Below are 13,359 nucleotides of genomic sequence, written 5' to 3' on the forward strand. Positions count from 1 at the left end.
TTATGAGTGAGTTAAGATCGCTAATGAGCCACAACATCGAAAACAACTGCCCCAAAACTGATGAGAACAAACTAAATTTCGAGCAAGAAACAGAAGTTTTCGTCTTCCCCGCATCTTTTGCCCAGCAACGGCTTTGGTTCCTCAATCAATTAGCACCGGACAATCCTTTCTATAATGTCTCAACCGCGCTCCGCTTAACAGGTTCGCTCAACTTAAGATCCTTAGAGCAAACCTTCAACGAAATTGTGCAGCGGCACGAAACTTTGCGCACCACATTTACGCTTTTGGAAGGGGAACTCGTACAAATTATTGCTCCCATTTTAACCGTATCTCTCCCCACAATTGACTTACAAAATCTCTCGCCAAATCAGCAGGAAAGCGCAGCGCTGCAACTCGCAACCGATGCAGCGCAATGCCCTTTCGATTTAGCCGCCGGGCCGTTATTCAAAGTAACGCTGTTACAACTCAGTGAAACAGAAAATATATTGTTGCTGAATTTACATCATATTGTGGCTGATGGTTGGTCAATTGGAGTGCTAATTCGAGAGCTGGGAACGCTCTACACAGCATTTGTAAAAAATGAGATCTCGCACTTACCAGCACTGCCCGTGCAGTACGCCGACTTTGCAGAATGGCAGCACCAATGGTTGCAGGGCGAAGTATTAGAAACTCAGTTAGCTTATTGGCTGCAGCAGTTAAAGGGAATTACCACACTCAATCTACCAACAGACAGGCAAAGACCCGCCGTTCCATCCTACCGCGGCGCTAAACAATTTATAACACTATCACCTGCTTTGAGCGAGGCGCTAAAGTCATTGAGCCAGCAAGAAAGCGCGACTTTATTTATCACTCTACTAGCCGCTTTTCAAACTTTGCTATACCGCTATACAGGACAAGTAGATATTGCAGTAGGAACGCCGATCGCCAATCGCAACCAGAGCGAAATAGAAGCATTAATCGGGTTTTTTGTCAACAGTTTAGTGCTGCGTGCAGATTTATCAGGAAATCCAACTTTTCGGGAACTATTGCATCGGGTAAAAAACGTCGCAATGGCAGCCTACGCTCACCAAGATTTGCCCTTCGAGAAGTTGGTTGAGGAAATGCACCCCGATCGCGAGTTGAGTCGCAACCCCCTATTTCAACTTAGTTTCAGCCTGCAAAACACTCCTGTAACAGCGCTAGAATTGCCGGGAATCGCTGTCGAGGCGATCGACTTTGACGCAGGAACCGCCAAGCTAGATTTAGAGTGCCACTTGTGGGAAGATGCAGGAAGTATTCAAGGGCAATTTGTCTACAGCACAGATTTATTTGATAGCGGCACAATTGCGCGCATGGCGGGGCATTTCCAAACCCTGCTGGAAGCCATTGTTGCCAATCCCAAACAGCACCTCAGTGACTTGGCTTTGCTGACAGCGCCAGAATACCAGCAATTATTAATCGATTGGAATGACACTCAGAGAGATTATCCGCAAAACCAGTGTTTCCATCAGCTATTTGAAGAGCGAGTCGCGCGATCGCCCCATGCTGTCGCCGCCGTCTTTGAAAACCAGCAGTTAACCTACCGCCAACTCAACAGCCGAGCCAACCAACTTGCACGTTACTTGCAGCAATTGGGAGCAGCACCAGAAGTTTTAGTGGGCCTTTGTGTAGAACGTTCCTTAGATGCGATCGTCGGATTGCTAGGCATTATCAAAGCAGGCGCAGCCTACCTGCCTTTAGATCCAACTTATCCTCAAGAGCGCCTTAACTTCATGTTAGAAGATGCTCAGGTGTCGATTTTGGTAACTCAGCAGCACTTAGCAAAAAACTTGACGCAGCCGGAAAATTACGGAGTTTTTTCAGTAGTGTGTTTGGACGCCGAAAGAGAAATTATCGCCCGACAAAGCTCCAAAAATCCACTTACAAATATCATACCCGAAAACCTAGCCTACGTCATTTACACATCTGGTTCAACCGGAAAACCCAAAGGAGTTTTAATCGAACATCGGGGACTCTACAACTTAGCCATAGCTCAAATAGAATCTTTTAAAATTAACTCAAATCACCGCATTTTGCAATTCGCATCCCTGAGTTTTGATGCCTCAATATTTGAGATTGTCATGGCATTGGGAACCGGAGCAACACTTTACTGTGCCAAGAAAGAATCTTTATTACCAGGACAAACATTAATCCAATTTTTGCAGGACAATGCTATTACCCACGCTACCCTCCCGCCCTCGCTGCTAGCTGTCCTTCCAAACGCCGAACTTCCCGCACTGCAAACAATCATCTGTGCTGGCGAATCCTGTTCCCCGGATATTGTTAAATGCTGGGCTTCCCGGCGCAGATTTTTTAACGCTTACGGCCCTACAGAAGCGACAGTATGGTCAAGTTTGGCCGAAATTAGCGAACCCAAAAAACCGCCAATCGGCCGCCCAATAGCTAACACTCAACTCTATATTTTAGATGAAAATTTACAGCCTGTACCCGTTGGAATTCCCGGTGAATTGTACATCGGCGGCAGCGGATTGGCGCGAGGCTACCTGAACCGCCCCGAATTAACCGCCCAGCGATTTATTGCTAATCCCTTTAGCCAGAAAGCAGGAGAACGAATTTATAAAACTGGTGACTTAGCTCGCTATTTTCCAGACGGCAATATTGAGTTTTTATGCCGCACTGACGAACAGGTTAAAATTCGCGGTTATCGAATAGAATTGGGAGAAATTGAAGCGCTGCTGGTTCAGCATCCAGCAGTCAAAGAAACAGCGGCGGTTGCTGTGGATGATTTGTCGGGCAACAAACGCCTAGTTGCTTATGTCGTATCCAATCACAATCAGACGCTTAATCCTGGGGAAATACGCAATTTCCTCAAACAACAACTGCCCAATTACATGATTCCCAGTGCTTTTGTGGCGATGGATTTTCTGCCCCTAACTCCCAATGGCAAAATCGACCGCCTGCGCCTACCTGTACCGGGAACTCTAACTAGCAATTCAATAGATAAAAGCTGCATTGCACCTCGCACACCAACCGAGTCAACCCTCGCCCAAATTTGGGCCACAATCCTCAACGCAGAGTGCGTTGGCATTGGCGATAACTTCTTCGATTTGGGTGGAGATTCCCTGCTAGCAATCCGCCTCATCAATGAGATTAACCAGCAATTTGAGCGCGAGTTGTCGCTGTCTGCTCTTTTTTTAAATCCGACAATTGAAGGTTTAGCAGATTCGCTAGATTCAGGAACAAATTCTGAGGAATGGTCGCCGTTAGTGGCAATTAAGCCTCGCGGTAAAAATCCGCCTTTCTTCTGCGTCCATCCCATCTTTGGCGTGGTATTTCCTTATGTAGAGTTAGCATTTCAGCTAGGAGAAAACCAACCGTTTTACGGGCTGCAACCTAAAGGGATTGACGGCGAAAGTTCTCCGTTAACTAGCATTGAAGAGATGGCGGCTGACTACATCGCAGCCTTGCGTACCGTTCAACCAAAAGGGCCTTATTTTTTAGGAGGCTGGTCTTTTGGAGGTTTGGTTGCTTTTGAGATGGCTCAACAGTTGCTCGCAGCGGGGGATGAAGTGGCTTTGCTTGCTGTGCTGGATACTTTAGCGCCGGTTTCTGCTAACAAACCTTCTTTTTGGGCCGGTTGCAAGTTTATTCTGACTACTGTTTCGCGCTCTATTTGGCCTTTTGTAGTAGATTATTTTCGCTTGGTGGCTGGTGCGGAAAATGTGCAACTTGGCGGAATTGCTGCCAGGTTTCCTAAATTAAATAAGCTGCTTAATTGGGTAACTAAGTTTTGGTATGGCTGGAATTGGAAACAGGCTGTTATGGTTAGTATCTTATCTCAGGAGTCAAAACAAAAAAGCTGGCGCGAGCTGGCAATTCCCTCAATGTTTACTGTATTTCAGGCTAACAGTCAAGCAACTCTCAGCTATGTACCGAAAATTTATCCGCACCGAATTACTCTGTTTAGATCGGGGGAAAAGCTCAGCGCGAACCATCAAGATCCGACTCTTGGCTGGAGCGAATTAACGGCGGCACAAGTAGAGGTGATTCGAGTTCCTGGCAATCACCTTACTATGTTGAGAAAGCCCTGTGTTGAGGTGCTGGCCAGACAGCTAAACCTTTGCTTGAAACAGAAATTAAGTGATTGAGCGGCCGTTGGGCGCGATCGATCGAATTGCGTTCATCTGGCTAAAATCCATTGGGCGATGCTAAAAATGCTAGCACCCAAAGCGCCTGCGATCGGAAGGGTAATTAGCCAAGCCGAACCAATTGACAGCAAAGTTTTCCAGCGTACTGTTTTCCAAGCTTTGATCAGTCCGACTCCGACAACTGCACCGACTAAAGCGTGGGATGTGGAAACCGGAAACCCGAAGCGGGATGCTAGCAAGACTGTGGTGGCTGTGGCTAATTCCGCGCAAAATCCGCCGCTGGGTTGCAGTTGGATGATCTTTTCGCCGACTGTGGCAATTACATTTTTGCCCCAAATTGCTAAACCGATGACGATTCCTACGCCTCCGACGATTAAAATCCACAGGGGAACGCTGAAATCGTCTGAGGGAAAGGAACCTGTGCGCCGGATGTAGGCGATCGCAGCTAGGGGGGCAACGGCATTTCCTACGTCGTTGGAACCGTGGGCAAATGCTACAAAACAAGCGCTCAATACTTGGAATCTTGCCATCTGTTGCTCGATCGGACAGTGGCGAGGAGGGGGGTCTTGGGGGAGATTGGGAGAGGGGGAGATTGGGAGAGGGGGAGTGGGGGCCGCAAATATTCCCTCTTGCTTATTCTTTCTATCCGTTACATCTGTTACATCCGCTACAAAATCCGCTGCCGAACCTTCTTCCTTCTCTACTAATTCTAATGTTTTCCAGCTATTGAGGGAAAGCCCGATCGCCCCAATTCCCCCAATCGCGATCGCAATATCGTGCACCGGAATATTCCAGCCCAGTCGATCGTACACAAAGGCGATCGCTCCTGTCTGCACGAAAGCCGTGTCTACAATAGACGGCAATACAATTATCCCGAATACGCTCAGCAGTGCAGCACTCAGCCAAGGTATCCACTCGCGCATCTGAAATAGAGGATCTGGTCGATCGAGAATCGAATACTTCACCGCACTGTAAAATAGTGCTGCTAAAACACCGCTGGCAAAAGGTGTCGCCAGCCAAGTTAAGGAAATACTGCCGATTGTTCGCCAATCAACCGCATGAATTCCGGCTGCAACCCAGCTAAAACCCGCGATCGCACCTACCACCGCATGAGATGAAGAAACCGGCAAACCTCGACTCGTAGCGATTTGCAGCCACAACCCGCAGGATATCAGCACTGAAACCATCCCGACTAAAAATACCTGCGGCCGGGCAGAAAACACATCTACATTGACAACTCCTGTTGCCAGAGTTTGGGAAACTCCTTGCCCGAACAGCACTGCGCCGGAAAACTCCAGTATGCCTGCAACAATTATTGCTTGCTGCAGCGTTAGCGCTTTCGAGCCTACGGATGTCCCCATCGAGTTAGCGACATCGTTTGCTCCCAAGTTGGCGGCGACGTACAAAGCCAGTACAGCCAGCGCCGCCAGTTGCAGAAATACGAGCTCTGAGCTATTTAACATTGCATTTTTTTGTTTGTCATAAAACTGGCAGTTCGATATATGATAAGGGATTGTGAGTTTTGGTAAATCCCATGAAAGGCGCAGAAATAATCCGTTCTATCGAAACGGAAGAAATCAATAGAGTCAAGCAAGAACTAAATAAACAACTCCCCCAAATTTACGTGGGCGACACAGTGCGCGTCGGCGTGAAAATTAAAGAGGGTTCTAAAGAACGGGTTCAGCCCTACGAAGGGACTGTGATTGCGATGCGAAACGGCGGCATTAATGAAACAATCACCGTGCGCCGCGTGCTTCAGGGCGTGGGTGTGGAACGGGTGTTTATGATTCACTCGCCCCGCATCGCTACGATCCAAGTCATGCGCCGCGGGAAAGTCCGCAGAGCCAAACTTTACTACCTGCGCGATCGCGTGGGCAAGGCAACTCGGGTCAAACAGCGGTTCGATCGCTCTCTGTAGGAATGCACCAAGCTTTCCTTTTGTTCATGGAAAATGGGAAATTGAAAAATTTCAAAAAAAAGTTTCCCATTTCCGAGCGCACTGTGTTAAAATAGAAATCTAGAGGTTAAGCGAGTTTCAGCAACCTCACCTGTGCGCTCTTAGTTCAGTTGGTAGAACGCAGGTCTCCAAAACCTGATGTCGGGGGTTCAAGTCCTCCAGGGCGCGCTGAATCACCAAACTTGAAATTCTGCCCGAAAGCGCCCGGATTATTGGCTGGAAACAGCCTAAACCGCAAGTTTTCGGGTAGAATTAATTTTTGTGGGCGGTTCGCAAAAAATGCCATCAACAAATGCTCGGTGTGGTCTCTCGATCGCCCTTAAGAGCGATCGGCACTTATACCGTTGATGGATTTAGCTTGTAAAAAAGTGCTGGCTTTGGATTTGAAATTTTGGACTTGGGCGTAAGTGGTTAGTGTCAAAAAATCAAAGAGCCGCGAGCCACTCACACAATCTAAAATCTACAATCTAAAATCGCAAGGGGGATTCGATCGTGGCGAAAAAAGACGAAGCTCAAGAAACTCAAGAGATCGCGGCGTCTGGGTTTGATCCTGTGGGTTTTTTAAAAGACACTAGAGAAGAACTCGACAAAGTGGTGTGGCCTAGTCGCCAGCAGCTAATTAGCGAGTCTTTGGCCGTGCTTTTGATGGTAATCCTTTCAGCAAGCCTGATCTATTTGGTGGATAACTTCTTTAACTGGGGCGCAGGAAAGGTGTTTGGGCCATGACTTTTGCATCAGAAGAATCTGATTATTCCACAGAAGCGACGGGACAAGCTTCATCGGCAGATGTGCCGGAAATTGATGCTCGCTGGTATGCTGTTCAAGTTGCCTCTGGCTGCGAAAAGCGGGTGAAGGCTAACTTGGATCAGCGGATTCAAACCTTGGATGTTGCCGATCGCATCGTTCAAGTAGAAATTCCGCAAACTCCGGCGATCAAAGTCGGTAAAGACGGTTCCAGGCGGCAGTCCGATGAAAAAATCTTCCCCGGCTACGTACTCATCCGTATGTTTATGGACGAAGATACGTGGCAGGTGATCAAAAATACCCCGAATGTAATTAATTTTGTCGGGGCAGAGCAGAAACGCCGCTACGGGCGCGGCAGAGGTCACGTCAAACCGCTACCTCTGAGTCATTCGGAAGTAGAACGGATCTTCAGAAACGCTCAGGAATCAGAACCAGTTGTCAAAGTATCGATGGCGACAGGAGACCACGTTGTGGTACTTTCCGGGCCGTTTAAGGATTTTGAAGGTGACGTGATTGAAGTGAGCCCGGAACGGAACAAGCTCAAAGTTTTACTCTCGATTTTTGGGCGCGATACGCCTGTAGAATTGGAGTTCAATCAGGTTCAGAAACAGAACTAACTAATGGCAAAGAAAGTTGTTGCAGTAATTAAGTTGGCGATTACGGCGGGAAAAGCCAACCCAGCTCCTCCGATCGGCCCAGCCTTGGGTCAGCACGGCGTCAATATTATGATGTTTTGCAAGGAGTACAATGCTAGAACCGCAGACCAAGCTGGTCTTGTGGTTCCGGTAGAAATTTCGGTTTTTGAAGACCGCAGTTTTACGTTTATTCTCAAAACCCCCCCCGCTTCGGTTTTGATTCAAAAAGCTGCTGGCATTGCTAAGGGTTCGGGTGAACCTAACCGCAAGCAAGTAGGGACAATTACACAGGCTCAGTTGCGAGAAATCGCTGAAACCAAAATGCCTGACCTCAATGCTAATGATGTTGAAGCAGCAATGAAAATTGTGGCTGGAACAGCTAAAAACATGGGCGTGGCGATCGCAGATTGAAGGAAGAAGGAAGAAGGAAGAGGGAAGAGGGAAGAGGGAAGAAGGAAGAGGAAAGAGGGAAATTTTTTTTCTGATTCGCAATTCTTACTTGTCAGTCTTAAATCCTAAATTGCTAATTCAAAATTCCTGATTTTCAATCTAAAATCTAAAATCTCAAATCCAAAATCGATCGATTCAGGGGGAGAAGCAAAGCTTCGCTAGGAATCGCAAATTTTTTAGGTACGAAATGAGCCAAATGGTTCAATCGCAAATCTAAAATCTCAAATCCAAAATCGACTGACCCCAGAGATAAAAATGGCAAAGAAAGTATCGCGAAGACTGCAAGAACTTCAAAAGAAAGTAGAAGAGAGACCCTACGAACCGCTGGAAGCTCTGCAACTTTTGAAAGAAACAGCAACCGCTAAGTTTGGCGAAGCTGCTGAAGCTCACATCCGTTTGGGAATTGACCCTAAATATACTGACCAACAGTTGCGGACAACTGTGTCGCTGCCAAAAGGCACTGGTCAAGTAGTCAGAATTGCGGTGATTGCTAAGGGCGAAAAAGTTAAAGAAGCTCTGAATGCCGGCGCGGATCTTGCTGGTTCCGAAGAGTTGATCGAAGATATTCAGAAGGGCATGATGGACTTCGATTGTCTGATTGCTACCCCTGACGTAATGCCGTTGGTGGCAAAATTGGGCCGATTGTTGGGGCCGCGCGGTTTGATGCCTTCTCCGAAAGGTGGCACGGTCACGACTGACATTGCTCAGGCCATCAACGAGTTTAAAGGTGGTAAACTAGAATTTCGTGCCGATCGCACAGGCATCGTTCATGTTATGTTTGGCAAGGCAGCTTTCTCAGCGGAAGATTTGCTGGTCAACCTTCATGCTTTGCAAGAAACTGTTGACCGCAACCGTCCTTCGGGCGCAAAAGGTCGCTACTGGCGCAGTTTGTACATATCCGCAACAATGGGCCCATCGATCGAAGTCGATATCAGTGCCCTGCGCGATACCAAACTTGATGGTGCCTAGAAAGAATTAAGCAGAAGGCAGAAGTAAAAGACAGCTTCGGTTGTTTGTATAAATCTCTCACGAGATTTGGACTATACCCTTGCTAATGTCTGCCTTCTGATGATAGCCTAATCAAAAATCCATAAGCCCAAGACCGCAGGTGCCGAGCGCTTAATTTCCTGCCGAGGCTGAAGAAATAAAAACTCAAGAAAATAAATTAAAAAGTTCTATCTTTTAATTCCTAATTCTTAATTTTTAATTCTCTGCCCCGGCTATAAGGTTGGGGTTTTTGATTGGCAGTTTGAGATCCTAAAAGGAGGTGAAATAAGTATGGGCAAAAGTTTAGCAGTAAAAAATGAGATTATTGCAGACCTCAAGCAAACCTTGAGCGAATCTCAATTGGTAATCGCGATCGACTACAAAGGCTTAACTGTTGCTGAAATCACAGATTTGCGGCGGCGCTTGCGTCCGAAAGGCAGCAGTTGCCAAGTGGCCAAGAACACGCTAATGCACATTGCTGTTGAAGGCAATGAAACATGGCAGCCGATGCAGGAATTGCTGACAGGTACGTCAGCGTTTATGTTCGTGCAAGAAGATATTGGCGGCGCGATTAAAGCTTACCAAGAATTCCAAAAAGCTTCCAAGAAGACTGAACTTCGCGGCGGCGTGATGGAAGGACGGGTACTGAAAGAAGCTGATATTAAAGCATTAGCTGATCTGCCGTCGAAAGAACAACTCATGGCTCAAATTGCTGGCGCAATCAACGGCGTCGCAACCAAGTTGGCTGTGGGTATCAATCAAGTTCCTACTTCGATCGCACGCGGTCTCAAAGCCTATGCTGAAAAAGACGGCGATGCAGCAGAAGCACCAGCAGAAGCAGAAGTAGAAGCACCAGCAGAAGCACCAGCAGAAGCAGAAAGCGCATCTGCTTAGATAGTTTTGAATTTTGAGTTTTGAATTGAGAAATCTCGAACTTAAAATTCACAACTGACAACTGACAACTGACAATTAATCAAATCAAACTAGGAGTTTAACGAATGTCTACTGCAACCGACGAAATCTTGGAAAAATTGAAGACTCTGAGCTTGCTCGAAGCTTCTGAATTGGTCAAGCAAATTGAAGAAGCTTTCGGCGTCAGCGCTGCTGCTCCTGTAGGCGGCATGATGATGATGGGCGGCGGCGCAGCAGCCCCCGCTGAAGCAGTAGAAGAGCAAACTGAATTTACTGTGATGCTCGAAGAAGTTCCTGCTGACAAGAAAATCGCCATTCTGAAGGAAGTCCGCGCAATTACCGGTCTGGGCCTGAAGGAAGCAAAAGATTTGGTAGAAGCCGCACCGAAAGCAGTTAAGGAAGCTATTGCTAAGGAAGCTGCTGAAGAAATGAAGAAACAGCTTGAAGCTGTGGGCGCAAAAATTTCTATCAAGTAGTCAGAGAATTTAGTTGATATCAATTCCGGTGACACCGGAATGATGGCTGACTGTTAACTGTTAACTGTTGACTGTTGACTGTTAACTATTCCCTAAAATTAATCGCGCGATAGTTACATCTCTCGCGCGATTAATTATTTTTGGTGTAGGGAAACGGCCTTGCTGTGTCCTCTTAGATTTTAGAGGCGGCTTCCATTTGCCGCACTACTGTTAAAGCAGAATAGGAAACACCGGCTGTGCCTTCTCCCGGATGGGTGGAGTCGCCCACTAACCACAAGTTTTTAATGGGTGTGCGGTTGGCAAATCCGAAGGGGCCGAAGGTTGGTATTCGCTGCCCGATGCCACCCACAACACCTCTATCTCTCGCTGTGTAGCGGGCAAAGGTGCGGGGTGTGGCGGCTTCTTGGTGTACGATCGACTCTGGCGTCAAATTGAAATATTCGCTCAAACGGGCGATCGCCCCTGCGGTATACTTTTGCTTCAATCCTTCATAATCAGCGGAATTCCACCACATTCGAGTATCAGTAAAAGACGAAGCAATCACAGTCGCCATTCCCTGCGGTGCTCGGCCGTCGCCCGGATGACTGACAGAAACAAATAAGGAATTATTCTCCCCTATCTCGCCGTCGTAGTCGTAAAGAAACTGCAGGTGCGGCGGACAATTTGCCGGAATTGCGCTTTCATGCACTCCCAAATATATGACAAATGCACCGGATGCGGGCGGCAATTTATCAACTCGATATTTGTAGCCTGCCATTTGAGTTGGGATTTGATTTGTTGTGTCTGAATTATCTGTTAAAGTTTCTAAAATTGGCTCGCTTGACAATAATTTAACTAGATTTTGGGCGGTGACATTGGCAACAATGCGATCGGCAGTTTCTGTCCAAACTTCGCTGGTTTTTTGATTGCGAATCACTGTACCTGTGGCTTTCCCGTTACTGGTGACAATGCTTTCGACAGTATGCCGCAACAGCACTTTGCCACCGTAAAGCTCGATCGCGCTTACGAGTCGATCGCTCAACACCTGCATACTTCCTTGTAAATGATACAATCCCTGCGGCTCTTGGGAAACTCCTAAAGCCGTCGCCGCGTACAGCAACGCCGTTTCTTCAGTATCGACTTGAGAATACAATTTTAACTGTAAATCCAGAAAAGTTTTCAAGCGCAAATTGTCCCCCAACCCGCACAAGCGCAAAGCATCACCCACCGTCATAAAAGTGAAAGGCAAAGTAATTAAAGTATCAGGGCGAACTGCTTGAATTAATTGCCAAAAATCCCAGAAATTTCTAGGCGGCAAAACTGGATCGCGCCCTTGAAAATTCCAGCTAGCTTGGAACAATGTAGATAATAATTGCCAAAAACGTTCGCTACCGGGAAATTGCCGCTGTCTTTCTTCCTGCCATTTTTGCGGATCTCGCCAGACGCTAATCGGTGCAGTTTCTCCAGGCAAAAACACCGCACAAGCGGGATCGCAGGGCGTGGCGGCGGGAAGTTCGATATCTAATTCCGAGAAAATTCGGTGGTGAATCCCTCCGGGTTCCAATCCTGCAACCTGCGTCGCGCCCACATCGAAGGTAAAGCCTTGGCGTTTGAAGGTGGAAGCGCATCCTCCAGGGACGATCGCCTGATCTAAGACTAGCACTTGGTATCCTCTGCGGGCTAGCAGAGCAGCTGCTGTCAGCCCGCCGATTCCGCCTCCAATTACCGTGACGCGGCCCTTTGTTGTCTCTGCTGGACTGGGTTTGCTCTCAGGGGGGCGATCGGCTCTCATAATTTATTTATTGTAATATTTCTTAATATTATGCTCATATTTTGCAATAAAAAGCTCTTGTGGCGACAGATTGAAATCTATCGCTACAAGAGCTTGCGTCCGAGTTGAGAGGACGTTTCAGAGGTAATGCGTGCGGGGTTCACCCGAAGCATTAAAGTTTTTGTCGCAGCCTATCGGAGAATTAAGGGCGGCGCCACTTGTTGAGATAAGCTTCACCAATCCCAGCCACAGCCTGCATTTGACCTAGCTGTTCCCGTAAAGCTTTGATGGTTTTGATCTGTTCTTGAGACTGTTGCTGCAAAGCCTCATAATTTCGCTGTTTGGCAGCACTCTGGCTCAATTGATTTTCTAGATATGGCAACTTGGTCAGTTGAGCTTGGAAGTTGTCGATCGCACTTGACTTTTCTGCCAACTTATGCTCCAAAGCTTCGTAACTCGACTTCGACACAGTTTCCGGCAATTGACTTTCGACATTTTGCTTGGAGGCTAATTCCTGCTGCAAAGATGCCAGGGCGTTTTCTTTTTCGCTCAACTGTTGCTGCAAAGTTTCGTAACTCGACTTAGCGACAGTTTCCGGCAATTGACTTTCGACATTTTGCTTGGAGGCTAATTCCTGCTGCAAAGATGCCAGGGCGTTTTCTTTTTCGCTCAACTGTTGCTGCAAAGTTTCGTAACTCGACTTAGCGACAGTTTCCGGCAATTGACTTTCGACATTTTGCTTGGAGGCTGCCAATTCCTGCTGCAAAGATGCCAGGGCGTTTTCTTTTTCGCTCAATTGCTGCTGCAAAGCGTCGTAACTCGACTTAGCTACAGTTTCCGGCAATTGCTGTTCTAGATTTTGTTTTTCCGCTAATTGCTGCTGCAAAGATGCCAGGGCGCTTTCTTTTTCGCTCAATTGCTGCTGCAAAGCGTCGTAACTTTCTTGCAGCGGATTCGGCTGTATGCTTACCTTGGGCGATAGAGTTTCTGCCGTTACAGCCTCATTAATTTGGCTTCCTTCGGCGGTTTCCTCTGCTAAGTCAGCAGTATCGATCGCACCTTCTTCATCTTTTTTCCAAGTGATACTAACTTCACTTTTGTCCTTAGAAATATCTAAAGCGCCTTTTGCCAAGCGTTCTAGTAGTTCTGACCTCGATATTCCCAGCTTGCGAGCGATCGTATTCAATCTATCGGCACTAGAAGGAGTCAGCGAAAGTCCGACTTTGACTTTGCTTTCTGAATTTGAACTAACTACATTGCGATTTTTTTTGACCATTGGCATTTTCCTCATGCCAACCTACACTTATTAGTGTAGTGGCTG

Annotated in this window: 11 protein-coding genes, 1 tRNA gene and 1 other annotated feature; of the genes, 9 read left to right on the top strand and 3 right to left on the bottom strand. The window is 47.2% G+C overall.

Annotated features, from left to right (window positions below; all coding sequences use genetic code 11):
* Nucleotides 1-2: 2 nt before the first annotated feature.
* On the top strand, nt 3-4,127 hold the full coding sequence (locus tag QT998_RS19910; RefSeq protein ID WP_333117314.1) for a non-ribosomal peptide synthetase: 4,125 nt from the start codon (nt 3-5) through the stop codon (nt 4,125-4,127).
* Nucleotides 4,128-4,159: 32 nt separating this feature from the next.
* On the opposite strand, the gene QT998_RS19915 is transcribed toward QT998_RS19910, so the two are convergent.
* Nucleotides 4,160-5,590 carry an inorganic phosphate transporter gene (locus QT998_RS19915; RefSeq protein ID WP_333117313.1) on the bottom strand — a complete coding sequence of 477 codons (1,431 nt, stop codon included), beginning with the start codon at nt 5,588-5,590 and terminating at the stop codon, nt 4,160-4,162.
* Nucleotides 5,591-5,661: 71 nt separating this feature from the next.
* Between QT998_RS19915 and rplS the strand changes: the two genes are divergently transcribed.
* The 8 genes from rplS (at nt 5,662) to rplL (ending at nt 10,288) form a co-directional block, all read left to right on the top strand.
* The gene (gene rplS, locus QT998_RS19920; protein WP_194069690.1) at nt 5,662-6,045 is read left to right on the top strand and encodes a 50S ribosomal protein L19; all 384 of its coding nucleotides are present in this window, start codon (nt 5,662-5,664) and stop codon (nt 6,043-6,045) included.
* A 134-nt stretch (nt 6,046-6,179) separates the two neighbouring features.
* Nucleotides 6,180-6,252 (top strand) — tRNA-Trp (locus QT998_RS19925).
* Between the two features lie 324 nt (nt 6,253-6,576).
* Nucleotides 6,577-6,810: a preprotein translocase subunit SecE gene (secE, locus tag QT998_RS19930; RefSeq protein WP_194012023.1), complete on the top strand. Its 234-nt coding sequence runs from the start codon at nt 6,577-6,579 to the stop codon at nt 6,808-6,810.
* The gene (gene nusG / locus QT998_RS19935; protein ID WP_194069689.1) at nt 6,807-7,445 is read left to right on the top strand and encodes a transcription termination/antitermination protein NusG; all 639 of its coding nucleotides are present in this window, start codon (nt 6,807-6,809) and stop codon (nt 7,443-7,445) included. The genes secE and nusG overlap by 4 nt, the downstream gene beginning before the upstream one ends.
* Before the next feature lie 3 nt (nt 7,446-7,448).
* On the top strand, nt 7,449-7,874 hold the full coding sequence (rplK, locus tag QT998_RS19940; RefSeq protein WP_006635588.1) for a 50S ribosomal protein L11: 426 nt from the start codon (nt 7,449-7,451) through the stop codon (nt 7,872-7,874).
* A 294-nt stretch (nt 7,875-8,168) separates the two neighbouring features.
* Nucleotides 8,169-8,882 (top strand): 50S ribosomal protein L1, encoded by a 714-nt coding sequence (gene rplA, locus QT998_RS19945; protein ID WP_194012020.1) that lies wholly within the window; start codon nt 8,169-8,171, stop codon nt 8,880-8,882.
* Between the two features lie 108 nt (nt 8,883-8,990).
* Nucleotides 8,991-9,162, top strand: a sequence feature (ribosomal protein L10 leader region).
* Nucleotides 9,163-9,191: 29 nt separating this feature from the next.
* Complete coding sequence (rplJ, locus tag QT998_RS19950; protein ID WP_333090298.1) at nt 9,192-9,794, top strand: 50S ribosomal protein L10; 603 nt, start codon at nt 9,192-9,194, stop codon at nt 9,792-9,794.
* A 104-nt stretch (nt 9,795-9,898) separates the two neighbouring features.
* Nucleotides 9,899-10,288, top strand: coding sequence for a 50S ribosomal protein L7/L12 (rplL, locus tag QT998_RS19955; RefSeq protein WP_333090297.1), 390 nt, complete (start codon nt 9,899-9,901; stop codon nt 10,286-10,288).
* Between the two features lie 172 nt (nt 10,289-10,460).
* Here the strand turns inward: rplL and crtD are convergent, their stop codons facing one another.
* Both crtD and QT998_RS19965 read right to left on the bottom strand, forming a co-directional pair.
* A complete protein-coding gene (gene crtD / locus QT998_RS19960; protein ID WP_333117312.1) occupies nt 10,461-12,059 on the bottom strand; it encodes a C-3',4' desaturase CrtD in 1,599 nt (532 codons plus the stop codon).
* 181 nt (nt 12,060-12,240) lie between these two features.
* Nucleotides 12,241-13,314 carry a ribbon-helix-helix protein, CopG family gene (locus QT998_RS19965; protein WP_333218124.1) on the bottom strand — a complete coding sequence of 358 codons (1,074 nt, stop codon included), beginning with the start codon at nt 13,312-13,314 and terminating at the stop codon, nt 12,241-12,243.
* Nucleotides 13,315-13,359 lie beyond the last annotated feature (45 nt).

Source organism: Microcoleus sp. S1D4 (genome assembly GCF_036700765.1).
Lineage (GTDB): Bacteria > Cyanobacteriota > Cyanobacteriia > Cyanobacteriales > Microcoleaceae > Microcoleus.